We start from the raw sequence: 24,947 nt of genomic DNA on the forward strand, positions 1-24,947 counted from the left end.
CCGGTGTTTATCCGTTTAATACATGTACCAACACATAATTTGAATTTCTATGAAGCTTTCCTTTATTTCTCTCGTTTCATTTGTCCTGACCTTGTGGTCGACGCACAACAAGCCAGAAACGGCTCCGGCTATTCCACTTTGCGGAGTAGCAGGTATGCAGCAACTCGCCGGTGACCCTGCTTTCCAGGCGCTGCACGCTAGCCCAATTCCATTTCATTACGAGTCGAAGGCTGGTGAGATGACCACGTTTTCTACACCTGATGGCAAAACGGCTAGTGGGTTCATGTTGAAGTCGAAGAAGCCATCAAACAAATGGTTGCTGGTGTATCAGGAATGGTGGGGGCTGAACGACAACATCAAAATGCAGGCCGAGACATTCTACAATGACCTGAAAAATGTGAACGTAATCGCCCTTGACATGTACGACGGTAAAGTGGCTACGGCACCTGCCGAAGCGGGTAAGCTGATGCAGGGTGCCGACAAGGCTCGTCTGGCGGCCATCATGCAGGGTGCCATTGCCATGGCTGGTCCTAAAGCTGAATTTGCCAGTGTAGGCTGGTGTTTTGGCGGTAGTCTGTCTTTGCAGTCGGCCATGCTGGCAGGCAAGCAGGCTAAAGGCTGCGTAATGTATTATGGCTTCCCTGAGCAGGATGTCGAGAAGCTGAAAACGCTGAACACAGACGTGTTGGGTATCTTCGGTAACCAGGACAAGTCGATCAATCCGCAGGTCGTGAACACGTTTGAAGAAAACATGAAGAAGGCCGGCGAAAAAATTGAGGTGGTACGCTACGAAGCAGGCCACGGTTTTGCTAACCCAAGCAACCCTGTTTTCGACAAAACTGCTTCTGCTGACGCTTACAAACGCGCGTTGAGCTACCTGAAAGACCGCCTGAAAGCGTAATTGGTTTGTCGTTTGTTGTTCAGAGTTTGTAGTTGCACTGCTATAGAACCACACCGTGATGAAGCGAAGCAACTACAAACTCCGAACGACGAACGATAGACTAACCTCATGCAACTAAAAATCTCTGCCGATAACCCACTTGAATGGGTTGCTTTACGGGCCAATATGGTACCGGTGCCGCTGCTGCATGCGCAGATCATGCCGGTAATCAGCAAGGCGGTACTGGAAGCGGCAGACAAGGGCGTTTTCGATGCCGTAGCCGATGGGAATGATACCACCGACGATATCGCCGTAGCGTGTGGGCTGAATCCTAAAGCGACCGGCGAATTGATGGGTCTGCTCACGGCGCTGGGTTACTTCACCTACCTGTCGGGATCGTTTACGTTGACGAAGATGGCCCGTAAGTGGACGCTCAGGCATGAGCCTGAGTCGGTATACGGGATGCTGCTCTTCAACAACCGGGTGGTCTGGCCCTGGCTCGATAAGCTGGGTACGTACCTGCAAACGGGCGAAGGCATTCACTACCACGACCACCTCGACGCCCAGCAATGGAACTACTACCAACAGGCTATGGTAGCTGCTTCGGGCAGCGAAGCCAAGGAGTTTGGTCAGCGTACCCCTGTGCCCAAAGACGTTAAGGCCGGCGCGCCGGCCTGCATGCTCGACATTGGTGGGTCGCATGGGCAGCATTCGGTCGCACTCTGTAAGCGATATGCCGGCCTTTCCTCAACGATTATTGATTTGCCTGCCGCCATTGAACAGGCTGCCCCGTTACTGGCCCGCCTCGGCATGGGCGACCGCGTAAAGCACCAGCCCGGCAATGCCCTAACCGACAATTTCGGCGAAGCACAGTACGACATTGTCCTGATGTCGAGTCTGGCTCACCATTTCACCCCCGACCAGAATCGCGACGTAGCCAAGCGCGTGGCTCGTGCGCTGAAGCCGGGTGGTATCTACATTGTTAATGAGTTCATCCGCCCCGAAACGGGCGCCGCGCCTGAACTGGTTGGCAGTTCCACCGATCTGTTCTACGGCCTCACCAGCACCGCTGGCAATTATTCCATTGCCGAAATTCAGGACTGGCAACGTGAAGCCGGTCTGCGCAAACCCCGCGTCATCACCTACCGAACCCTACCCGGCCGCGCCATGGTGATCGGAACGAAGCCATAATGTCCAAGGAAACTGGCTAATGTGAGGGAGACATCACGTCAGCCAGTTTCCATCCGTTACAACGCTACTTTCGATTCGCCCGCATCTACGGCTTTGATGAACTTAATCAGGCCGGGAAAGTAGTGCGGCTGATCGTCCCACATGCTACAGTGGCTGCCGTCGGGACATATCAGGCTGGTACCCTTAGGGAGTTGCGTTGCCATCCATTCCATATGTTTTGGGTCCATAGTGTCATGCATACCGCCGATAGTAAGCGTGGGTACGTTGATGTTTTTCAGATCGGCGCGGCGGTCCCACTTAGCGAGTCGGCCGGAGACGCCAAATTCAGATGGGCCCTGCATCAGCGTGTAAACTGTGCCGTTCAACGCCTGAAACGCCCGGTCGAAGGCGTTGGGCCACGGTTTCAACCGGCAAACATGCTGCTCATAAAAATTAGGCATTAGCAGTTCCATGTAGCGTGGATTTCCGAAGTCTTTGCGGGCTTCAATGGCTTTAATCTCGGCCAACACCTTTGGGTTCATTTGTTTGCCCAACACTTCGTCGGCATACTTGCCATAGTCGGGGCAACTGCTCATCATGTTGCTGATGATAAGTCCTTTCAGGTTCTGCTGGTATTTCAGCGCATATTCTGTTGCCAGAATGCCGCCCCAGCTATGGCCCAGCAGGTAGAAATTATCTTTGTTTAGCCCCAGTGCCTGCCGTACCTGCTCCACTTCCTCTACAAACCGCGGTGCGGTCCAGAGCGTGCTGTCGGTAGGGTGAGCGCTGTTGAGCGAGCCAAGCTGATCGTAGTAATAGAATTCAATGTCTTCGGCGGGGAAGTAGCTCTCAAACGATTCGAACAGCACATGGTTACCGCCGGGACCGCCGTGCAACAAGAGCACCTTGATACGCGGATTGTTGCCCACACGCTTTGTCCAGACGTTGAACGTACCTGAGGGTGTCTTCACCGGAATCATCCGGACACCGCCCGTACGCACCCCCGTTTCCGGCGATTGGTTGTAGGTAACGGCGTCGTTTGTCGGCGTTGTTTTGGTACAGGCAATGGCTGTCGTAAGCAGCGCGGCAAATAGACTAAGGCGTAGCAGGGAACGGTGTATCATGTTGCTGAATCCGGTTTGGGAAAAGGTTGACCAATATAACTAAAGTGCTCAACTCATGGCGCTTAGCACTTCTATTTACGAATTACCACAAATTATACGGCGAATAATTGACTTAATCACGGCATAGCAGCCTGTTATACATCGTCGCGGCGCATAATTCGGCTTCTGATGCGGCTGAGACTAACAGGTGTGATACCAAGGTAGTTGGCGACGTAGTGCTGCGGAATGCGGTCCAGTATCTTCTTCTTACTGCTTTTCAACAGCGCCAGATACCTGTCTTCCGGGCTTTGGGTTAATAAGCCAACCATTCTGTCTTCAAGGCCGAGGGCAATGTATTCGCCGATAAGCCGCCCAAACTTCTGCCAGGTGATGCTTTTCTCAAAAAGAGCAGACAGTATCGTATACGGAAAGACAATGTACCGGGCCGGGCTGAGTGCTTCAATGGTGAGACGGGATGGCGTTTGGGTGATACAACTCATGTAAGCACTGATAAAGTGGCCTTCGAAGTAAAAATACGTTGTTTTCTCGTCGCCATCAGTAGTATAAAAATGCCTGAAAGAACCTTCAAGTACCAACGCTACTTCGTTTGCCTGCTTGCCCGCTTCAGCAAAAAACTGATGCTTCTGTATGGTTTCTACCCGTACATGAGGCGTAAGCATATGCCATTCATCATCACTAAGTGGCGTGAATCGCTCAATCTGTTGGCGAAGCGTCAGGAGGTCATTAGCAAGCATAGCTGAATAGATGTGTAGAATTGTGGCCGGGTTTCTTTGAAATTATCACGAAATAGGTCAGAATAGTACATCATGTTGCAATGATATAAAACAGAGATTTTATACTAATCTGCGTTTCAAGAAGAGGCGCATTACGTCAACCTAGTACAATCCCCTTATGGCTAACATCAATTTGACACTCGGCGACAAAACGTATTTCCCGTTTGTGTCAGCACCCATCGCTTACGAAGGTCGGGAATCCGACAACCCGATGGCATTTAAATTCTACGACGCCAACCGCACCATTCTGGGTACGCCCATGAAAGACCTGTTTCGGTTTGCAGTAGCCTATTGGCACACCTTCTGTGGCACTGGTGCTGATCCCTTCGGACCAGGTGTGAAGCATTTTCCCTGGGATGCCAGCGCTGGCAATGATCCACTGGGTGCTGCCTTCAGTAAAGCGGATGCTGCCTTTGAGTTCATTACCAAAATTGGCATGGAATATTATTGCTTCCATGATGTCGATGTATCGCCTGAGGGTAATTCGAACCATGAGTTTGAAGCTAATTTCCGCAAGGTTGTTGACTACCTGAAACAGAAACAGGAAGCCAGCGGCGTGAAACTGCTCTGGGGTACGGCCAACCTGTTCTCTCACGAGCGGTACATGAACGGTGCCAGCACCAATCCTGACTTCCACGTGCTGACCCACGGTGCCTGGCAGGTGAAAAATGCCATCGACGCCACCATCGAACTGGGCGGACGGGGCTATACCTTCTGGGGTGGTCGTGAAGGCTATATGTCGCTGCTGAACACCAACATGAAACGCGAGCAGGAACACCTGGGTCGTTTCCTGCAAGTGAGCCGTGACTATGCCCGCAAGCAGGGCTTCACGGGGTCGTTCTACATCGAGCCAAAGCCGATGGAGCCAACCAAGCACCAGTATGATTTCGATGCTGCCACGGTTGTCGGCTTCCTGAACCGCTATGGCTTGCAGGACGATTTTGAACTGAACATTGAAACCAACCACGCCACATTGGCTAGCCATACGTTTGCGCATGAGCTACAGGTAGCTGCCGACAACAATATGCTTGGCAGCATCGATGCTAACCGCGGCGATTACCAGAACGGCTGGGATACCGACCAGTTCCCGGTTGATGTTTACGAACTAACCGAGGCTATGCTGGTGATTCTGGAAGCGGGTGGCTTGAAATCAGGCGGCGTGAACTTCGACGCCAAAACACGCCGGAACTCAACCGACCTGGAGGATATCTTCATCGCTCACATTGGCGGTATGGATGCCTTTGCCCGCGCTGCCATTGCAGCAGAGGCCATTCTGGGTAAATCGAAATACAAGCAGCTCCGCGCAGAGCGGTATGCCAGCTTCGACAGCGGTGCCGGTGCTGATTTTGAAGCCGGTAAACTGACGCTCGAAGACCTGCGCGAGTACGCCATGACCAACGGCGAACCCAAGCAGGTCAGCGGCAAGCAGGAGCTGTACGAAATGATTGTCAACCAGTATATTTAGTAAGTTTCAGGTTTCAAGTTTCAGGTTTCAAGTAGCTTTGCCTATCAGTACGGCAGTTGCCCAGGCAGGGCCACTTGACATCTGAAACTCGAACCATGAAACTTCTCCTATTACTTCTCCTCTTCCTTCCGTTTGGCAGCTTTGCCCAAACCATGGAAGCGTCTCCCGAAGACGAAAGTGGCATCATGCAGGCTATTGATGACCTGTTTGAGGGTATGAAAAAGGCAGATGCCGCTGCCGTGAAAAATGCTTTCTCTCCTACCGCTACGTTACAAACGGTAGTGAATAAAAATGGGCAGGTGAGCGTCAAGAATGAGCCAATCGAAGGGTTTGCAGCATCGATTGGCAAGGCCAAGCCGGGCGATCTGAACGAGGTGATCGATCCGTATCAGATTCATATTGATGGCGACTTGGCAGTAGCCTTTGTTCCGTATAAATTCTTCTTCAAAGACAAGCGACTCCACTGCGGAGCCAACGCTTTCACGCTGGTCCGTATGAGTGGCGTATGGAAGATCCAGGCCATTATCGATACCCGCCGCGAGTGTCTCGATTAAAATACCACGTTGTCGATCAGCCGTACAGTACCCAGTTGTGCCGCCAGGCAAATAGCCGTTTGACCGGGAGCCTGTAACTCAGTAACGGGCTGCAATGAGTCGACGTTTACCACGTCAATGTAATCCAGCGTGAAAGCTGGGTGTTGCGCGATGTAGTCACGAACGGCAGCCCGTGCCTGATCGGGCGTATACTCGTCAGGGCGACTTCCGGTTAGTAATAGGTTCTTCGCCAGCGTCAAGGCGTCGAATAGCATTGGTGCCTGGGTACGTTCTTCCGGCGATAACAGCCTGTTTCGCGACGACATAGCCAGGCCGTCGGCCTCCCGAACCGTATCGCAGCGCACCAGTTCAAGCGGAAAATTCAGGTCACGTACCAGTCGGCGAATAACGGCAACCTGCTGCAGGTCTTTCTGACCGAAATAGGCTTTGTTGGGCTGCACCATGTGAAACAACTTGCTGACGACCAGCCCGACACCGTTGAAGTGGCCGGGCCGTGAAGCGCCTTCCATTACCGTTTCCAAATCGCCGAAATCGAACCTGAGGGTGGCTGGTTCGGGGTACATCTCTGCTATCGAAGGAGAAAAAATTACGTCTGTTCCAACCGTTTCGAGCAGGGCTGAGTCTTCTGTCAGTGTGCGGGGGTAACGGGCCAGATCGGCCGGGTTATTAAACTGGGTTGGATTGACGAAGATGCTGCAAACAACGATGTCACACTCCGATTTTGCCCGTTCAACAAGATTAAGATGGCCGTTGTGCAGGGCGCCCATGGTGGGGACAAAACCAATGGTTTTTTCCTGCTGGCGAACGATAGTAAGGTACTGTTGTAGGTCGTAAACGGTATGGAAATGAAGCATAGAAGACGGGTAAATAACGAGAAGTTGGTGGTGACGGAAATTGTAATTTTTTGCGGCAAATTGTATTGAAATATGGGGTTTTTTTGCTTAATTTTGCAGGTTTTTAAGGTGAAGCCGTCCAAAATAATTCCCTCTTGCATTTATGAGCAAACTTCGCATTTTGTACGTAGCCAGTGAAATTACGCCCTTCCTCAAAACCTCTGACGTGGCCGATTTCGTGCGAAAGTTACCGCAGGATATGCAGGAACGCGGCATGGAAATCCGGATCCTGGTTCCTCGGTTTGGGCTCATCAACGAACGTAAAAATCGGCTTCATGAAGTTGTCCGGCTGTCGGGTATCAACATCTCGGTTGGCGACGAAGAAAAGCCGTTGATTATCAAAGTTGCATCGATTCCTACCGCCAAGTTACAGGTGTACTTTATCGATAACGAAGACTATTTCCACCGGAAGTATGTTTTCCACGATAAGGAAGATAAGTTCTACGACGATAACGACGAGCGAGCCATCTTCTTCTGCAAAGGCGTTCTGGAAACAGTGAAAAAACTAGGCTGGTCGCCCGATATCGTTCATTGCAACGACTGGATGACGGCCCTGATTCCGCTGTATCTGAAAACAACGTATAAGAACGACCCAATGTTTAAAGACACCAAGTCGGTCTTCACGGTGTACAATAACTCGTTCGAACATCGTTTCAATGCCAGTGATTTGGTTGAAAAAGCCAAAATGATGGACATTGATGACGCGATGCTCAGCCACCTCGAAACCGGCGATTTTACCGGATTTATAAAAATCGGTTGTGCCTACGCCGACGCCGTTGTCAATGCTGGTAAAACCGAACACGATAGTCTGAATACTATTCTGAATGAAATTGCCGAACACAAACTTGACCTCGACGAGGCGGAAACAAACGTTAGCGAGCGTTATTTCAACATCTATACACAACTGGCCAGTTAGACTGGCTTTCGTAGCGGCTGTATTGCTAACGGCAATTGCCTGCGAAGAACCCAAGGAAATTGGCCTTGCACCCACCACACCGGTGGGTGTGCTGTATACCGACACGCTCACCATTACCCGCACCACCATTCAACTGGATTCGGTGCGAAGCAATGACCAGAGTACAGCGCTGGTAGGACGGTATACCGATCCTATTTTTGGGCAGGTAGAAACGAAGGCCTACATTCAGTTGCGGCCTACCCAGGGACTAATCGTAAGGGATTCGGGCACGACCAATGTGACCGCCGCCAGCCGCATCATCGTTGACTCAACGAAAGTGCGTTTTCCGCTCAACGGAATCTGGTATGGTGACACAACCGTATCTCAGGAGATTGTCCTGTCGCGCCTGACCGACAGCCTCCGGTCGATTAACTACGATATTACTAGCCCCGGCCCTGCGGTTGCGCAGGTCATTGCCCGGCGCACCGTGAAGCCCCGGCCATCTGTTGCCGACACGGTAGGCTATCTTAGCCCGATTACGGTCGATAACAGCCTGGGCCGGGAAATAATAGCATTGGCAAATACGAACGCACTGCTCTTCAACACGTCCGGCATCCTAGTCGATCCAGTCGCTTTTCGTAAACAGATTGCCCGTGACTTTGTCATCACGTCGACCAGTTCACCACAGGCGGCGGTGCTTGGTATAACGCCATCGGAAGGGTCTGTCATTACTTATTTTCACGTGCAGGGCGAGTCGTACCCACAGGCATATACACTGCCATTTGTTGGCAAACGCTTCAATCAGGTAGTGGCTAATCGGGCTGGAACGCCGCTGGCGAGTTTGCGCCCCGGCCAAAGCCAGGCCACGACCATAACCGGACGTACCTATGTGCAGCCGGGCACGGGCGTAACCACGAAATTGCAGTTCCCATCGTTGACGAATCTGCTGAAAACGGGTCGGGTTGCTATTAACCGAGCCGATATGGTTATTACGCCAACAGCTCCTGAAGACGCGAAACGGCCATTGCCTCCTTACCTGACGCTGGCAGAGGTAGATGCGCAGAACCGGCTAACCCGGTCGGCTACCACCACTGGCGTGGCTTCACTATTGTTTACGGTGCAGTCTTTTGGACCGCTCAACCGAACGCCCAGCGCTTTTACTGGTTCACAAGTGGCAATTCGCGACCTGCGTACCAATAGCTATACGTTCCAGCTAGCCGGTTATTTACAATCGGTCGCAGCGGGCGTAAGTCCTAACGATGGATTAGCCCTTCTCACACCCAGTAACCGTGAGCTATTTGTGCAGAATCAACAAACGGGTGCGCTGAATGATCAAACACAGGCGGTGCTCAGCGATCGGGTCTGGCGAATGGTGCTCGACGGAAAGGCCAGTGTAAAGCTGATCCTGTTTTACACAAAATCTAACTAACTTTCAGAACCCCGCCGCAGTTGGCGGGGTTCATTGCTTTTTATAGCTTTATAGTAAGTCTTACCATAAAAAGCAGTGCGCCGATCGTTACCTTTCGACTTGTCAGGTACGTTCGGCCTTACATTCACCCACCAATTAATAACTGACTACTGTTAACTCTTCACTATTATGTGTGGTATTGTCGCCTATGTGGGGCATCGGGAAGCCTGCCCTCTCGTCATCAAAGGACTCAAACGGCTCGAATATCGGGGCTACGATAGCGCGGGTGTAGCCCTGCTAAACGGTGAGGGGCTGAAGATCTACAAGAAAAAAGGCAAAGTGTCGGCCCTGGAGCAGGAACTGGACGGTAAAGCGCTGCATGCCACCATCGGCATGGGGCACACCCGCTGGGCTACCCACGGCGAACCAAACGACGTAAATGCCCACCCGCATTACTCGTTCCACAAAAAGATTGCGATTATCCACAACGGGATAATCGAGAACTACGCGACTATCAAGGAAACCCTTGTTCGGAAAGGACACACGTTTGCCAGCCAGACGGATACAGAGGTGCTGGGGCAGTTTATTGAAGATATTTGGGAGAACGCCGGGGGTACGTTGGAAGACGCTATCCGCTCGGCCTTGCAGGAGGTTGTTGGTGCGTACGCTATCGTGGTGATGAACGCCGCTGACCCAACGCAACTGGTAGCAGCCCGGAAGGGTAGTCCGCTGGTGATTGGCGTTGGCGACGGCGAGTACTTCTTCGCTTCAGATGCCTCGCCGATCATCGAATACACGAAAGACGTTATCTACCTGAACGAGTACGAGATTGCCACGGTAAAAGATGGCAAGCTGGATATCGTTACGCTCGATAATACCAAGACGACGCCTTACGTGCAGAAGATCGAAATGGAGCTTGAAGCCATCGAAAAGGGCGGATTCGAGCATTTCATGCTGAAAGAAATCTTCGAACAGCCGCGCTCCATTGCCGATTCAATGCGTGGTCGGGTCAACGCGGCTGAAGGAACGCTACAACTTGGTGGCCTCCGCGATTACCTGGACAAACTGGCTAAATCGAAGCGGATTATCATTGTGGGCTGTGGTACATCGTGGCATGCCGGTCTGGTGGCCGAATACATTTTTGAAGAACTGGCGCGCATCCCTGTCGAGGTCGAATACGCGTCGGAGTTCCGGTACCGGAACCCGATTATCAAGGAGGGGGATATTGTCATTGCCATCTCACAGTCGGGCGAAACAGCCGATACACTGGCAGCCATCGAACTGGCCAAGTCGAAAGGAGCTACCATTTTTGGGGTCTGCAACGTAGTTGGTTCATCCATTGCCCGGGCGAGCCATGCAGGTGCATATACCCACGCAGGACCTGAAATCGGGGTAGCCAGTACGAAAGCCTTCACCGCGCAGGTTACCGTATTGACGTTGATGGCTCTGGCCGCCGCCAAGCGCAAAGGCACCATTTCGGATACGTTGTTCCGGCAATTACTAGCCGAACTGGAAGCTGTGCCAGCCAAAGTGGAGCGGGTATTGCAAAGCGCCGCCAAGATCAAGGAGATTGCCTACATCTTTACCTATGCTCGTAACTTCATTTACCTGGGTCGTGGATTAAACTTCCCCGTTGCGCTGGAAGGAGCCTTGAAACTGAAGGAGATCAGCTACATCCACGCCGAAGGGTACCCTGCCGCCGAGATGAAGCACGGTCCGATTGCGCTCATCGACGAAGACATGCCGATGGTGGTCGTTGCCACACAGGACAGCTCGTACGAAAAAGTAGTGTCGAACATTCAGGAGGTAAAAGCCCGCAAAGGCCGCGTTATTGCCGTGACAACAGAGGGAGATACGCACCTGCCCACAATGGTCGATTTCGTGATCGAGATTCCGAAAGTGCACGATATTCTGATGCCATTGATCTCGGTTATCCCGATGCAACTGCTGGCCTACGACATTGCCGTTATGCGTGGCCGCAACGTAGACCAACCCCGCAACCTGGCTAAGTCAGTAACGGTGGAGTAATAAACCTTACAGATTTCTGAAACCTAAAAGGGTTGGGAAAACCGCAAAGACTCATTCTCAAAAGACCTGCAAGTACACACTTGCAGGTCTTTTTTTTGCGTCAGGCAACCCTTGTCCATTAATCTGTATTTCTATCACCAGAAGCCATCATAACGCAAATGCTCAAGCAACTGATCGATCAATGCCAGCGCGGGAATGCCTTTGCTCAGCGGCGATTGTACGATCAATACGTAAACCGCCTGCATCGGGTGAGTTTGCGGTACGTTAGGGCCGAGCCGGATGCAGAAGAGGTGCTGATGACGGCCTTTCTGAAAATTTTCCGTAGTCTGTCCGACTTTGTTTACCGAGACGATAACGGTTTTGAAGCCTGGATGCGTCGGATTGTGGTCAACGAAGCGCTACTGCACCTACGATCGAACCGAACGTTGCCACTTTTTCAAAAGGATGAGTTGACGGTAGAGCCTGTAGCGGATGGCCAGTTGCCTGATGGCGAGCTGGATGCTGAACAGATTTATGAATTCATTCGGGAACTGCCGCCGGGCTATCGAACAGTGTTCAATCTCTACGCTATTGAAGGCTACACGCATCGGGAAATTGCCGGGCAGCTCAACATATCGGAAAACACCTCGAAATCGCAATTGAGCAAGGCGCGGGCACTGCTACAACACTGGTTAACTACGCACGGCTATGAACGAACAGCAAGGCAAACATCTTGACGAACTCGTCAGGCAGGCGCTTGACACCACACCCGACGTACCTGTACCGGGCAGCACGTTCGACGCGGGCAAGCTGTGGGAGCAACTACGCCCTGAGTTGGCAGCAGAGACCGTCGCATTGGCACCAAAGCGAACAGGTCAAGCACAGCGTGTCCCGATACGGCAGAGTTGGTTGGTTGCTGCTTCGCTGGCTGGTATTGGTCTAGTCATGAGCTGGCTGCTACGCTCAACACCAAGCCTGAAGGAAACACAGGGCAATCGACAAGCAGACAAGCAAATGGCTGGCAGTGGCCTGACTCAGTTCCATAAGCGTACCCAGCCGAAACAGGCACCTGTGGTTGAACTTTCAATGAATAATAGGAGTCAAGTTGCTGAAAAACAAAGAAGTAAGACTCAAAAGTCGATTGGTAGGTCCGTTCATACCACAGATGTAACTGACAATCAATTGACACTATCGACGACCACTGTATTTGCCGACTTGCCCGTTGCAGAAATCTTGTCAACTGAGCTAACACTGGTTCAGGCACCGCCGGCAGCAGTAGCCCAGAAGACCGTGCCAACGTACCCAAAACGCCGTTTTGCAATAGTTCATCAGAATGAACTCCGGGCCGAAGCCGAAACCCGTTCTAAACTCGAACGGAATGACCGCTTTGTTCGGTTGGGTAGCGCACCAGTGAGCGAGGCCCCGTTGCCTATCGCGCCAACAGAAGAAAAAACCCGTCTGATTATTCCCCTTAACTAACTCATTTCATGAATAGTGTAGTCAAAATGGCGTTGTTGCTCACAGGCCTGTCTGGTACCGCTATGGCCCAGCAAACTCAATTAACGGTTCCGGACAATACACCTAACCGGAAGGAGCGAGCCGCCAGCTATGCCCTTAGAGCGCATCTGAGTACGCCCGGAAACCGCCGCAATTTCGAAGGAACGAGTCATATAGAAGTGAGGCTGAGCAAACAGGCTGCGCTACTCATTGGCTTCAACCGCTATGCGCAGGTACGTGCCCGTCAAAATATCGACTCGGTGTTGCGGCTGTTCGTGACCGACTACGCTCAGGTCAGGGATAGCGCCGTGGTAGGTACGTCGGGGCTGCGCTTTACCTACCGCCTTAGCGCTACGGCCCGCGTCATCGACCAGCGAACTACGTCCCCGAATTTTACGTCGTTCCAGTTTAGCGTCGGCGAGCCACCTGCGCTGCTTAAACTTCGTCAGGACACCTTGCGGGTGCTGTGGGAAAACCCCGGCCAGCGAACACCATATCACCAGTTTGCGGTGTATTTACTGCTCAATTCTATCGATGATATTACTCAACTGCTGGCTGAAGGGGGCGTGAATGCCCGGCTGCAAACGGCTCTTGATAATGTGCAGAGTTACAAAAACCATGACCTTACCAACCCAAAAATGGCCTTCAATCTGGTACAAACTAACCAGCGCGAGTACCAGTTTATCAATCCCGGACTGGCCCGGGGTCCGTTTATTAGCTTACAACCCAGTCTGGGTGTGGGGCTGATCCGCAACCAACTGGCTCCATCGCTTAGCTTCAGTGCCGAGTTTATCCCGAGCCGATACCACACGGTGGGGTATTCCGTGAATTACCTGTCTACGTTCTTTTTTCAAAACCCTGCTGATGGTCAGGCGGCTGTGTTCCGCACTGATTTTCTGAACATAGGCCTAACGTTTTATTACAGCAAGGCCAATAACTTGGAAGGCGACTTTAGTCGGGTGTTGGCGGGCTTTTATGCGGGTATTCCAGTATACCGGTCGGGTAATCAATTCGCAAAGGATGCCATTCGGTTGAGTGGTACAATCTATCAGAAAGGATTTCTTAAGATTCAGCCAGAGATTTATATGAATGGCTTTTTCAAACAAGTGTACCCAGGCGTGCGGATCGGTTTCGGGTTGTAACGGACCTGGCACTGTGTAGAGTGCCGAAGCAGGAAAGGCCGCTCACTTTGGCATTGCAGACATCTCAACAAGTTACCGTCCGGTATAAACCGATGGACTACTTACCAGGTTAGGTAGTGACAACGGTACGGGAGAAAACATGCAATTTTGGGGTAACGAGCAGGCTGAATTTTTTGAGACAATCTTGTTTCAGCATCTTGGTGAGCCGGTAGAAGTGCTCGATACACAGTTTTTAAATGGTGGCGATATCAATACGGCGGCGAGGGTGTTTACCTCGCTGGGTACGTTCTTCGTGAAGTGGAATCAGGCTAACCTGAGCGGAATCGGGCGGCAGCGGATCAATGAGGCAATGCCCGATGGTGACGATCTGTTTGCCGTAGAAGCCAAAGGGCTGTCGCTCCTGCGCGATGTGAACGCGATACGGGTACCCACTGAAGTAGGCTACGGTCGGCAGGGCGACCAGGCCTACCTGATCCTGGAATACATTGAGTCGGGCACTGCCGGGCTGCTGGGAGCGCCCACGGCCTATTGGGTTAAGCTGGGTCACCAACTCGCGGAACTACATGCCCACACGCAACCGCAGTTCGGGCTTTGTTATGATAATTTCATAGGTACGTTGCCCCAGCGCAACACCTTGATGGCCAACGGTTGTGACTTCTTTTTTGAGCATCGGCTACTACCGCAGGCGGGGCAGGCGCTGTATAATGGGCTGCTGGCGAAAAAACAGTATGAAGCCCTCTTTCGCCTCCGTGACCAACTGTCCAACCTGCTCCCGGCCGACCGGCCGGCGTTACTCCACGGTGATCTCTGGACGGGCAATGTGCTCATTACCGAAACAGGCCAACCGGCACTCGTTGACCCGGCGGTCTATTATGGCCTTCGCGAGGCCGAGTTAGCGTTTACATACCTGTTCGGTGGGTTCGATACCCATTTTTACGAGGCCTATGCCGAGCTGTTTCCTCTTGAACCAGGCTTCGCTGAACGCATTCCCATTTATAATCTGTACCCGCTACTGGTACATGTCAATCTGTTTGGTTCCGGGTACGTGTCCGGCGTTGAGCGGGTGCTGAATCGTTTTTAAGACGTTGTCAACCCATTGTACTCGTTTATTGTTGTTCTGGTAAATGGTGTAATTTTGGTTGTACCACTTCGATCAGCACTATGTACGAAAAAAATATAGGCACTAAACAGAAAGCGTTGCGTATAAATCTCGACCGACGGATCTACGGCTCATTTGCCGAAATCGGGGCGGGGCAGGAAACGGCAGCGATCTTTTTTAAAGCGGGTGGCGCGTCGGGCACAGTAGCCAAAACGATGTCGGCCTATGATATGACCTTCAGCGACGCGATCTACGGTACCGAAGTAAGCGGCAGGTACGTCGTTGAGTCGCGGCTGATGAAGATGCTCAACAAGGAGTATAGCCTACTTGAAAAACGCCTGTCGGAAAAGCGCGGTGCCGACACTACCTTCTTTGCGTTTGCCAACACCGTTGTGGCGCTCAATTACCAGAAGACCAACGAAGGCCATGGCTGGCTGGGCTGCCGTTTTCAAAGCGATCCGCTATCGCCGCCCAACGATGTTGTCATCCACGTTCGTCTGCTCGATAATGAGAACTTACTGCAGCAGCAAACGCTGGGCATTATCGGGGTGAACCTGATTTACGCCTGTTTTTATTACGCCAAATCGCCCGAAACGCTGGTATTGTCCCTGATGGACGACCTGTCGCCCGAGCGGATTCAGATTGATACGATTCGCTGCGGCGGCCCGGACTTTGCTCATGTCGATAACCGGCTGATGAGCTTGTATCTGGTGAAAAACGGTTTTACCGATGCGGCACTGTTTGGCCCCGATGGGCAGGTACTACAGCCGAAGGAGGCGCTTTATAAGAAGAACGTAGTGGTGATGCGCGGGCGGCTCCGGCCGGTGACCAATGTGCAGCTCGACATGATTGATAACGGGTTAAAGCAGTTTCTGGAGGAGCCCGATGTAGACGAGAGCCGGGTAATGATGATCTCCGAACTGACGCTGCATAACCTAAAAGCCAACGAACAGGGAATCGATGAGAAGGATTTTCTGGATCGGGTCGATATTCTATGCGGGTTGGGGCAAACCGTGATGATCTCGAATTACCACGAGTATTATCGCCTGGTCGCCTATCTCTCGCGCCTGACCCGGTTGAAGATCGGGCTCATTATGGGTATCCCGAATCTGGAATATATTTTCGAGGAAGACCACTACAACTTCCTGCCGGGTGGTATTCTGGAGTCGTTTGCTACGTTGTTTAGCCGGAAGGTGAAGCTGTTTGTGTACCCCACCTTCCGGGATGGACAGATTTATTCCTGCGCTCAGTTTCAGTTGCCGCCCCATCTGGAGCCGCTGTTTCAGTACCTTAAGAGCAACGATAAAATCGAAGACATTACTGATTACAACGAGCAGAACCTGCACATTTCAACCGATCACGTGCTGGAAATGATCCAGGCGGGTGAAGACGGCTGGGAGTTGATGGTTCCGGCCAATGTGGCGCAGCAGATCAAGGCGAACTGCCTCTTCGGTTATCCCTGTGAAGTGGAATATACGCCCATCAGTGTGCAGATTAAGCAGGCGGTTGAGCATGGGGAGCTACGGAGCGAACCAGCTAACGGGCAACCGAGCCCGCTTCTTTCGCCCGCTGCGACAAGCGTTGCAACACAATAATAAGAATGCCCAGCACAATTGGGAAAAAGCCCGTGATACCCAGTGAATCGAACAAACCAATAGGACGAAGCAGTATGTCGAATGCCATATAGCCGGTTGTAAGCACGATCAGAAAATGGATTACCTTGGCGGCCAGCGATGAGCCTCCCTGCATCAGGGCTACATACATGGCCTGCACCGACTGTAGAAACGCAAAGAATATGGCCCAAAACCCCAGCATATCGACAAAGCTTTTGAGGCCACTGGCGGCAGAAAAGATAAATACGAGTCCAAAAGCAAGGTCGTTGAGCCCGTGTAGCAGACTCCAGATGTTATTGGCATCGGCCTGACGGTTGGTGAAACCATAGCCAAACCCAACCAGGCCTGCCAGTAGTGTCAGCACACCGACGATCCGCCCGGAAGCAGGCGAGAACGAATTGGCGAACAGAAAGAGCGCACCACCCATGAGGATGTAGAAAACGCCCCGGGCGGTTAGCATCCACCCATTTCGAAGCTGTTGAGGGTTATTCATGATCGTTTGTTGTTTATACGTTAAAAACCTATGTCTATGGACTTTGTTTGTCCTTTTTAAGCCTTGCGTTCGGGATGGTATATTGCCGCCGAAAGGAGCGAACGGCGCATACGGGGCTGCTCTTTTCCTGATTACCGAGTAATTGACTGAGCCAACTGGCCTCGTGCCACCTAGGACAACGTAGTTCATGATTGACGGAAGCAGGCTGGACATGTTCCTGGGCCTTGGGTATTTCAGAATGCAGCAACAGATCTTCACCTGTCGGTACGTGCATTTCGACGAGGTACGTTACCCGGTACACTGGCTGCGAATCAACCTGGCGATGGCGACATTGGGCCCCAAGCAAAGCCGGTTGTTTCGGATCAACAGTCACCTGACCAGCACCGTAAAGCCCCTCGTTATTACGCACGAACTCGAATCGCTCTATGATGAATATTGGAATAGTCTGGATTTCGACGCCCCTTACTCAGTAGAGGCCTGCTTGATGGACGGTAGCCACCAAACGGCGTTCGATACGTACGTGATTGAACTGCGGGATCAGGATAGGCTAGTCGCCGCCGGTATTTTTGACAATGGCGACCGGACTATTGCGGGAATCATGAATTTTTACCATCCCGATTACCACCGGCAAAGCCTGGGTAAGTACCTGATGTTATTGAAGATGCAATACGCCCAGCAACAGCAGAAAGACTATTATTATCCCGGCTATCTGATAGGTCATTACCCCAAGTTCGACTATAAGTTATTTGCCTGCCAGGCGGCCACCGAGGTTTACGATGCGCTTACCGGAAGCTGGTTCCCCTTTTCGTGGGAGACCGCGCAGAAGCTGGAAGCCACATTATTAAACGACGAATAGCTTGTCAGGCCTTCCCTTTTGCTTCAAGTACCAGACTGGTATCATCCCAGCCCTCCTCAATGGTTAGGCTGGGTGAATTCCGATCGGCCTGGATCAGCCGTTCCAGTTCGTCCATCGTTTCTCGGGCGGCCGTTACGTAATCATCTTCGTTCCGAATGGCCGAAAGGCGTTTCAGCGTTCGCTCATCGTGAACAAAGAACGTTTTGGCCGCCCGTGTTGCTTCATGCGACCGATGCCCGAGCAGCGTAAGCGCATCGACCCCAACACGGAGGCTGGTGTCCAGCGTTTCGCGGTAAATGTGCAGCATACCGGCATTCATCAGATCATAGGCATCGTATCGATTGGTCGAGCGAACCAGAATATGCAGGTTTGGGAAGTGCTTCTTCACGGTTTCGATCAGTTCCAGTCGTTTTTCAGCGTCGCTGATGGCGATGACAATGATTTTGGCTTTGGCTGCTCCGGCAATATCGAGCAGGTCGTGGCGGCTGGCATCACCATAGTATACTTTGAAGCCCATACGCCGCAGCCAGGTCACGTTGTCGCTGTCTACGTCGAGTACGGTGGTGCCTACGTTGTTGGCTTGCAAAAAGCGCCCTATGGTGTTGCCAAAGTGGCCATAACCAGCAATGATCACCGGGTTTTCTTCGGCCGCCACGTCGCTTTCGCGTTCGTCTTCTTTTTTCACGCCCAATTTCGATAGCAGCAGCTTTTCGTTCAGCAACATGAACAGGGGTGTGAAAGCCATAGTAATCGCTACCACCGCCGTCATGATATCGGTGATCGCTGTCGGCAGAATACCTTCCTGCGCCGTAAAGCTGAATAGAACAAATGCGAACTCGCCTACCTGGCAAAGACCAAAACTGAAAATGAGATTTTGCTCAGTCGACAGCCCGAACCACCGGCCCAAACTGAGCAGCACCACTAGTTTGCACAGCATAAGGGCCACAACCAACCCGAAGATGAGCAACGGATTGGCCATAATCAGCTGGAAATCGATGGATGCGCCGACCGCGATAAAAAATAGCCCCAGTAATAAGCCCTTAAATGGGTCTATGTCGCTTTCCAGCTCATGGCGGTATTCGCTGTTGGCCAGCACCACGCCCGCCAGAAACGTACCCAGCGCCGGGCTGAGCCCTACCGTTGTCATCAGCACGGCTATGCCCACCACCAGTAGCAGGGCCGTAGCGGTAAAGAGCTCGCGCATACCTGTTTTGGCGACGATACGAAACAGCGGGGGAGTGAGGTAACGGCCGGTAATGATGATGAGCGCAACTGAACCCAGCAATACAAGCGGCTGTAGCCAGGTGGGCAACGAATCGATCAGGCTACCGGTGCTGTGTCCGCCTGTTTGCTGCGCTACGGCCGGGGCGGTAGCCAGCAGCGGAAACAACGCCAGCATCGGAATAACCGCAATATCCTGAAAGAGCAAAACGGCAAATGACCCTTGCCCGGCGGCGCTCTGCATCAGGCCTTTCTCGTTGAGCGATTGCAAGACAATGGCCGTCGACGACATGGCGATGATCATGCCCAGCACCAGGGCCTGCTGCCAACTAATGCCAACCAGCAAAGCCCCACCAGCTACCACCACTGATGTGACGCCGATTTGAAAGCCACCCATACCCAGAATTGACTTGCGCAAACGCCACAGCCGCGACGGTTCAAGTTCCAGACCGATCACAAAGAGCATCATCACCACGCCAAATTCGGCAAAGTGCATAATGTCGGTGCCTTCATGGCCGATGAATTCCAGGCCGGCGGGCCCGATCAACACGCCCGCCAGTAAGTAGCCCAACACTGAACCCAGCCCTACTTTTTTGGCAATAGGCACCATAATGACGGCGGCGGCCAGGTAGACCATTGCCTGAAAGAAAAACGATTCCTGCATGTGCGTAGTGAGTTGAGTAGATGGCGGTACTGCTTAGTGGTTCGAGGAAACAACTAACTCATTGATATACTGGGTGCCGGATAGTTCATCGGCAGTGAACTGGTCGTTGGCCAGTGCCGACAGCACAGCACAGTACTGATCGCCATACACATCGAGTTGCTCATCGGTAAGCCGGTGTGTGGCGTGAATGACGAAGGGCGGCAGGTACGTCATCTTACACAGGTGCGCTGTTTGATCGAAGGGGGCCAGAAATTGGTTGATCGTAAATCGATTCGTGCCCGTTGGACTGTAGGCCTGCTGGCTACCACCGCACGAAATGGCGTTCATCATTTTCTTACCGGCCAGTGCCTGCCCCCGAGACCCATATGCCCAGTTATGCTCCAGGACCAGATCGAACCACTGTTTGATGATAGCCGGGCTGCTATACCAATAAAACGGGTGCTGCAAAACGATTATATCATGACTCAACAGCAGGCGTTGCTCCCGGTCTACGTTGATGTATAGATCGGGGTACTGCTCGTACAAATCGTTGATGGTCACGTCTTTCAGCGACGAACAATGGGTGAGCAGGCGCGCGTGGATCCTGGACTTACTCAGGATGGGATGGGCAAACTGAATGAGCACTTTAGCCATAATAGCGTTGTGGGCAGACTAAATAAGACCTGCCCAGAGAATGGAGAGGGTACTTCCTTTGACCGATGAAAGAGAATTCCTGACCGGGTTAGTTCCTGACTAGCGGGCCAGCCGGCCCCGGCGAGCTAGGTATGGCTCACTTGAACAGGGGCTAGGTGACGGTCGAGCCGCTTCATGACGGGTGTAGCCAGTATACCGTGCAGGAACACCGAAACCAGTATTACCCAGCCCGTTAAGGCCCAAATTCGCTCTGGTTCGGCGAACGCAGCCTCTTGCAAGCCGAAGGCAATGTAAAACATGGAGCCGATGCCCCGAATACCAAAGCCAGCGATAATCCAGCGCTTCAATCCACGCGTATTCGTTTTCCAGAGGGTAAGCCAGCCTACTAACGGGCGGATGATAAACACCAGAAACAAGCCCAGTAGTGCATCTGGAAGCGTGAGCGCCTGCAACAATCCCGTTGCCAGGGTGCCGCCAAACAGCAGTAGCAGCAGGGCGACGAGCAACCGTTCGATCTGGTCAGAAAACGCGTGCATGTAGGTGTGGTATTCGTGGGTACGTTCGTGGTTCCGGATCGTGACGGCAGCAATAAATACCGCCAAAAAGCCGTAGCCGTGTACCAACTCGGTAACCCCGTAGCTGATGAGCGTCACGGCTAGTGCCACAAAGCCGTAGGCAGTAGTTTTAATGCTGATGCGCTTGGGAAGACCAAAAATCAGGTATGCCAGCAAACGACCCGATAGCCAGCCTACCAGTACGCCTACCCCAACCCGGATCAGTAGATCATGAAGCAGCCAGTTGCCGAGCAGGTCAGGACCCGTAGTGGTGGCTTTGGCTATCCCAATAGCCAGAAACACAAACGGGAAAGCCATACCGTCGTTCAGACCTGCCTCGGCTGTGAGGGCGAAGCGCACCGTGTCTTCACCGCCTTCGTTAGGGTCGCCTACCTGCACGTCGCCCGCCAGTACCGGATCGGTTGGAGCCAGACTGGCAGCCAGCAGCATAGCCGTAGCAACGGGCCAGCCGGCCCATTTCCAGGCAGTAAAGGCAAAGACCGAAATAGTCACAATCATGGTCAGCCAGATTAGGCGCAGGGGAACGCGCCAGCCGCGCCAGCTGAACTTTCGGTCAATTTTGAGGCCCGTTCCGGTTAGGGCGACAATTACGCAGAGCTCCGTCAGGTGGGTGGTCAGTTCGGGATGGGTAAGCGGGGAGGGGGCTGGCAGCGAAATTGGTAACTGATACAGTAGCCATCCCCCGATTACGAACAGAATCGGGTACGAAAGCGGATATTTCTCGAGTAGTGACGGAAGCCAGGCAACGGCCAGAATAGAGACCGCCAGAATGACCAGCCATAAATTATAATCAGATGAATCCATAATGTTGAGTTGCTTACTAAAAGACCCGGATTAAGGTCATCGACACCTAATCCGGGCGGAAGTACTTATTATTGAACCAGATAGATCAGGTTTAAGTTGAAGTGGTCCCTCAGGTAGGGACAGCGCCGGATAGTCCTAATGCAGCGGACGTCCTTTAATCATGCCGCCCTTTGCATCATCGATGCCATGGTTGATCACAAAGGCATCTTCGTCGACCTGACTGATGCTGTCTTTCAGGCGGGTCAGCTCCAGACGGGTAACCACTGCATAAAGGATGTTAGTATCGTTTTGCTTATACCCCCGTTTACCATAGCCTTTTTCGCCTTTAAACACGGTAACGCCACGACCCAGTTTTTCGGTAATCATGCTGCGCATGGCCTCGTGTTTATCCGATACAATAATGACGGCGGTGTATTCTTCGATACCGTGAATCAGGAAATCGACGGTTTTTGAGGCGGCCAGGTACGTTAACATCGCATAGAGGGCCGTTTCTACGTTTAGCAGTGCGGCGGCAGCGCCAAATACCAGTACGTTGATCACCATAATTACGTCGCCAACGGTCAGCGACGAGCGGCGGCTTACCCAGATGGCCAGCACCTCGGTACCGTCGAGTACGCCGCCCCCCCGGATGGTCAGGCCGATGCCGGCCCCCAGGAAGAAGCCGCCGAAAACCGAAATAAGTAGCTTATCGGTGGTGACCAGTGGATAAGGGACAACCACCAGGCAGACGGCCAGCAGGCTGATGGCAATGGTAGTGCGAAAGGCAAAGCCTCTGGAAATCTGTCGGTAACCCAGCCAGATGAATGGCAGGTTAACCAGAATAATCAGTAGGGCTAGCTCAACGCCGGTAGTGATTTCCAGCAGGAGCGAGATGCCCATTGCGCCGCCATCGATAAAGTCGTTGGGAAGTAAAAATCCTTTCAGACCCATACCGGCGCACAGCACGCCAGCAAGCAGAAGAACGCCGTCTTTTACCCGGTTACCGGGCGTTTGGGTCGATGTGGGTAGTATCGTTGGTTGAGAGACCATAATGTTGAGTAGAGTAATGGGAAAATCTTCGACGGATATTCCCGAGGATACAGTAGCCATACAATGGCGGCAGCACACTGATTGATGAGGCCTCAAGCTTGACAGATCAAGTCCTGATTTGCCAATGTCGAGCATGTGCTGAATGAGAATAGTGGTACGTACCCAGACCGTAGTTCGGGGGTATACGTACGCAGACTAAACAGATAAGGGCCGGCGCTGCCCGTCAGGGCGCGTTGATAGCGATCTGGTGCTCAAAGATGAGCTTCAGAAAGCGGAAAGTGTATGGAGAACCCTGGCGCTGTACCCTGAATGGCGCGTAGGGTAGCCAGGTAAAGCCAGCGAGAAAACCAAGTGGTAAACTGAGCGACGCGCCAAATGGGAAGCCGGGCCGGGCGTTTACGCGGGCAACAGAGCCCTGGCTGTACACCATCGAAGCGAAGTCGGACTGGCTGGATGGGAGGTCGGGCGAATCGCACGTAACGCAGGCTTGCTGCTTCGTTTCCGACTGTGCCTGAGCAGACCAGATAGGCACAAGCAGCAGCAGCCAAGCGACGAGTACGCCGCAAAACCAGGCTAGCCTTTGCTGTTTATCTACTGCTGTCTTTTCCCTCACACCTCTCAAAATACAGGTTCAGCGCCAAGAGAACAACTAGAGATCAGGATTTTGCTGATTTTTTGAGCGTCTGGTTACCCGCTATTGGCTGTCTGAATGATTTTGCCAAGCTGGTTGTGGCGTCGGCAAACGTTCGGTCAGACTACTACTCACAGCGGCCAACACATGGGAGAGAATTAAGAAGGGTGTTAAGTATGATTGACTTAAGACCGACAACTTAATACCCCAAGAAAGAGGCAGGATTTCAGCCGCACCGATGCTTCAACAGACCTAAGTGCTGTCGCTAAACTAGCGAGATCTGCTGATTTGTGATTCAAGGACTGGCCATGACCTGTAAACCTGCTCGTTAAGAGATAACTCAACGTGGTAATGATGAATGAGCCATTGAAAGAGATGGTATTCTTACTTAGGATGACGTACCCAGGCATTGTGGGCAGTTGGCTCACTTAAAAGCAGCATACTATTTTTTAGGGCCGGACTCTACAAACGAGTTTCTAAGGCGCAGGCATATGAGTTGAGTCAGATAACGCTCAGCCGTACTAAGTCAACTAGTTGCCTGACCAGCCTGCCCAGGAGTACTGAGCCAGAAACTGCTGGTGTCGGCGGCTCGATATATACAAACAAAAGGCGCTGTTCAGGGTATAGTTAAGCACAACGGCCGCGGTCTCTCTGCGGTGGTGCACAGCATCGGTTCTCCTATGGAGCACCGCTATTTTCTACCGACGAATCATGGACTCACTAGCAAATCTGACATTTCTCGACCTGCAAGCAATGCTGAAATATGCATTGGAACAAAAAGACATCGCCGATGCGGCGGGCCATTCAGCGATTGGCATTGATTGGACCTCTAAGGTTGACAAACTGCGGCAAGCCATTGCTGATAAGTTTGCCGCTATCTGATCAGGCCGCAACACGCTGCTCTTTCGTCTGTTAGAGCAGCGTGTTCATGCGTTGATAAGCAAAGCGAACGGCGAACACGGTATAGATTGACAGAGCAGTTGTTTTACCCAGCGCTACCAGGTAATTATTGCCGAAAGTGCCGTCTGTAAATCCGTGAATCCAGTCGATCCACATGCTACAGTATATGGCAAAGCACAGAATGCTTGCGGTTAGCAGCAGGATTATTCGCACGCGTTGACCAATCATAGCCATATAATAAGACAAGGTTTGGAAATTCCGAGACGAACCTCTCGGGCTATTGCGGGCTTCACAAGCCTGACTGGCTAGCTCGGCCAGCTAAACAAGCGGCAAACCTATAGGTAATGCATGTCAAAAAATGGACCATTTATCATATGTAGTCTAAAAGACATTTGTATTCTTCTCCGATAGGATCAGTAGTTTGATGCCGTTGTTATAGCACCCTTTGGCAAAGGCGGTTAAATTCGTCACGATAGGCCATAAAAAAGCCCCGATTCAGAAAATCGGGGCTTTCGCGCTCTACTCAACCTTACTCGTAAGAAATACGTTAATAAGTTCACCTATCTACGGATATACATACGTCAGTGGGGGGTATCCCGGATTGCAGTAGAGTTGAGAATG

24 protein-coding genes are annotated in these 24,947 nt (G+C 52.2%); 14 read left to right on the forward strand and 10 right to left on the reverse strand.

Annotated elements, in window-relative coordinates; genetic code table 11:
* The first annotated feature begins 49 nt into the window (after positions 1–49).
* Both F7231_RS16930 and F7231_RS16935 read left to right on the forward strand, forming a co-directional pair.
* A complete protein-coding gene (locus F7231_RS16930; protein WP_085411703.1) occupies positions 50–901 on the forward strand; it encodes a dienelactone hydrolase family protein in 852 nt (283 codons plus the stop codon).
* Between the two features lie 108 nt (positions 902–1,009).
* Positions 1,010–2,071: a class I SAM-dependent methyltransferase gene (locus tag F7231_RS16935; protein ID WP_166692804.1), complete on the forward strand. Its 1,062-nt coding sequence runs from the start codon at positions 1,010–1,012 to the stop codon at positions 2,069–2,071.
* A gap of 56 nt (positions 2,072–2,127) precedes the next feature.
* Here F7231_RS16935 and F7231_RS16940 read toward each other — a convergent pair whose 3' ends face one another.
* Both F7231_RS16940 and F7231_RS16945 read right to left on the reverse strand, forming a co-directional pair.
* The gene (locus tag F7231_RS16940; RefSeq protein WP_166692805.1) at positions 2,128–3,174 is read right to left on the reverse strand and encodes a proline iminopeptidase-family hydrolase; all 1,047 of its coding nucleotides are present in this window, start codon (positions 3,172–3,174) and stop codon (positions 2,128–2,130) included.
* 134 nt (positions 3,175–3,308) lie between these two features.
* Positions 3,309–3,908, reverse strand: a complete 600-nt coding sequence (locus F7231_RS16945) for a Crp/Fnr family transcriptional regulator (protein WP_085411706.1) — start codon at positions 3,906–3,908, stop codon at positions 3,309–3,311.
* Between the two features lie 157 nt (positions 3,909–4,065).
* On the opposite strand from F7231_RS16945, the gene xylA reads away from it, so the two are divergent.
* Complete coding sequence (xylA, locus tag F7231_RS16950; protein WP_166692806.1) at positions 4,066–5,412, forward strand: xylose isomerase; 1,347 nt, start codon at positions 4,066–4,068, stop codon at positions 5,410–5,412.
* A 95-nt stretch (positions 5,413–5,507) separates the two neighbouring features.
* Positions 5,508–5,966 carry a nuclear transport factor 2 family protein gene (locus F7231_RS16955; protein WP_166692807.1) on the forward strand — a complete coding sequence of 153 codons (459 nt, stop codon included), beginning with the start codon at positions 5,508–5,510 and terminating at the stop codon, positions 5,964–5,966.
* Here the strand turns inward: F7231_RS16955 and panC are convergent.
* Positions 5,963–6,820 carry a pantoate--beta-alanine ligase gene (gene panC / locus F7231_RS16960; RefSeq protein WP_166692808.1) on the reverse strand — a complete coding sequence of 286 codons (858 nt, stop codon included), beginning with the start codon at positions 6,818–6,820 and terminating at the stop codon, positions 5,963–5,965. The two genes, F7231_RS16955 and panC, sit on opposite strands and share 4 nt — an antisense overlap.
* A gap of 142 nt (positions 6,821–6,962) precedes the next feature.
* Between panC and F7231_RS16965 the strand changes: the two genes are divergently transcribed.
* The 8 genes from F7231_RS16965 (at position 6,963) to F7231_RS17000 (ending at position 16,502) form a co-directional block, all read left to right on the forward strand.
* Positions 6,963–7,775 (forward strand): glycogen/starch synthase, encoded by an 813-nt coding sequence (locus F7231_RS16965; RefSeq protein ID WP_085411710.1) that lies wholly within the window; start codon positions 6,963–6,965, stop codon positions 7,773–7,775.
* Positions 7,776–7,797: 22 nt separating this feature from the next.
* The gene (locus tag F7231_RS16970) at positions 7,798–9,183 is read left to right on the forward strand and encodes a DUF4270 family protein (protein ID WP_166692809.1); all 1,386 of its coding nucleotides are present in this window, start codon (positions 7,798–7,800) and stop codon (positions 9,181–9,183) included.
* Between the two features lie 168 nt (positions 9,184–9,351).
* A complete protein-coding gene (gene glmS, locus F7231_RS16975) occupies positions 9,352–11,190 on the forward strand; it encodes a glutamine--fructose-6-phosphate transaminase (isomerizing) (RefSeq protein WP_085411712.1) in 1,839 nt (612 codons plus the stop codon).
* Between the two features lie 158 nt (positions 11,191–11,348).
* The gene (locus F7231_RS16980; protein ID WP_085411713.1) at positions 11,349–11,906 is read left to right on the forward strand and encodes an RNA polymerase sigma factor; all 558 of its coding nucleotides are present in this window, start codon (positions 11,349–11,351) and stop codon (positions 11,904–11,906) included.
* Positions 11,878–12,648 carry a hypothetical protein gene (locus F7231_RS16985; RefSeq protein WP_085411714.1) on the forward strand — a complete coding sequence of 257 codons (771 nt, stop codon included), beginning with the start codon at positions 11,878–11,880 and terminating at the stop codon, positions 12,646–12,648. The genes F7231_RS16980 and F7231_RS16985 overlap by 29 nt, the downstream gene beginning before the upstream one ends.
* Positions 12,649–12,656: 8 nt before the next feature.
* Positions 12,657–13,808 (forward strand): hypothetical protein, encoded by a 1,152-nt coding sequence (locus F7231_RS16990; protein ID WP_166692810.1) that lies wholly within the window; start codon positions 12,657–12,659, stop codon positions 13,806–13,808.
* 139 nt (positions 13,809–13,947) lie between these two features.
* Positions 13,948–14,889, forward strand: a complete 942-nt coding sequence (locus F7231_RS16995) for a fructosamine kinase family protein (RefSeq protein WP_166692811.1) — start codon at positions 13,948–13,950, stop codon at positions 14,887–14,889.
* Positions 14,890–14,969: 80 nt separating this feature from the next.
* A complete protein-coding gene (locus F7231_RS17000; protein ID WP_085411717.1) occupies positions 14,970–16,502 on the forward strand; it encodes a nicotinate-nucleotide adenylyltransferase in 1,533 nt (510 codons plus the stop codon).
* Here the strand turns inward: F7231_RS17000 and F7231_RS17005 are convergent.
* On the reverse strand, positions 16,444–17,013 hold the full coding sequence (locus F7231_RS17005) for a DUF308 domain-containing protein (protein ID WP_166692812.1): 570 nt from the start codon (positions 17,011–17,013) through the stop codon (positions 16,444–16,446). The genes F7231_RS17000 and F7231_RS17005 overlap by 59 nt on opposite strands.
* A 187-nt stretch (positions 17,014–17,200) precedes the next feature.
* On the opposite strand from F7231_RS17005, the gene F7231_RS17010 reads away from it, so the two are divergent.
* A complete protein-coding gene (locus tag F7231_RS17010; RefSeq protein ID WP_208295630.1) occupies positions 17,201–17,869 on the forward strand; it encodes a GNAT family N-acetyltransferase in 669 nt (222 codons plus the stop codon).
* Positions 17,870–17,873: 4 nt separating this feature from the next.
* Here the strand turns inward: F7231_RS17010 and F7231_RS17015 are convergent, their stop codons facing one another.
* From F7231_RS17015 to F7231_RS17035, 5 genes are all read right to left on the reverse strand, one after another.
* Positions 17,874–19,754 (reverse strand): monovalent cation:proton antiporter-2 (CPA2) family protein, encoded by a 1,881-nt coding sequence (locus F7231_RS17015; protein WP_166692813.1) that lies wholly within the window; start codon positions 19,752–19,754, stop codon positions 17,874–17,876.
* A gap of 33 nt (positions 19,755–19,787) precedes the next feature.
* A complete protein-coding gene (locus tag F7231_RS17020) occupies positions 19,788–20,387 on the reverse strand; it encodes an NAD(P)H-dependent oxidoreductase (RefSeq protein ID WP_166692814.1) in 600 nt (199 codons plus the stop codon).
* 125 nt (positions 20,388–20,512) lie between these two features.
* Complete coding sequence (locus F7231_RS17025) at positions 20,513–21,766, reverse strand: cation:proton antiporter (protein WP_085411721.1); 1,254 nt, start codon at positions 21,764–21,766, stop codon at positions 20,513–20,515.
* A gap of 135 nt (positions 21,767–21,901) precedes the next feature.
* The gene (locus tag F7231_RS17030) at positions 21,902–22,795 is read right to left on the reverse strand and encodes a YitT family protein (protein WP_085411722.1); all 894 of its coding nucleotides are present in this window, start codon (positions 22,793–22,795) and stop codon (positions 21,902–21,904) included.
* A 223-nt stretch (positions 22,796–23,018) separates the two neighbouring features.
* Positions 23,019–23,327: a hypothetical protein gene (locus F7231_RS17035; RefSeq protein WP_157510570.1), complete on the reverse strand. Its 309-nt coding sequence runs from the start codon at positions 23,325–23,327 to the stop codon at positions 23,019–23,021.
* Positions 23,328–24,137: 810 nt separating this feature from the next.
* Here F7231_RS17035 and F7231_RS17040 point away from each other — a divergent pair.
* A complete protein-coding gene (locus F7231_RS17040) occupies positions 24,138–24,308 on the forward strand; it encodes a hypothetical protein (protein WP_157510571.1) in 171 nt (56 codons plus the stop codon).
* A 30-nt stretch (positions 24,309–24,338) separates the two neighbouring features.
* On the opposite strand, the gene F7231_RS17045 is transcribed toward F7231_RS17040, so the two are convergent.
* A complete protein-coding gene (locus F7231_RS17045) occupies positions 24,339–24,554 on the reverse strand; it encodes a hypothetical protein (RefSeq protein ID WP_166692815.1) in 216 nt (71 codons plus the stop codon).
* Positions 24,555–24,947: the final 393 nt, after the last annotated feature.

This window comes from Fibrivirga algicola (assembly GCF_011742925.1).
GTDB lineage: Bacteria > Bacteroidota > Bacteroidia > Cytophagales > Spirosomataceae > Fibrella > Fibrella algicola.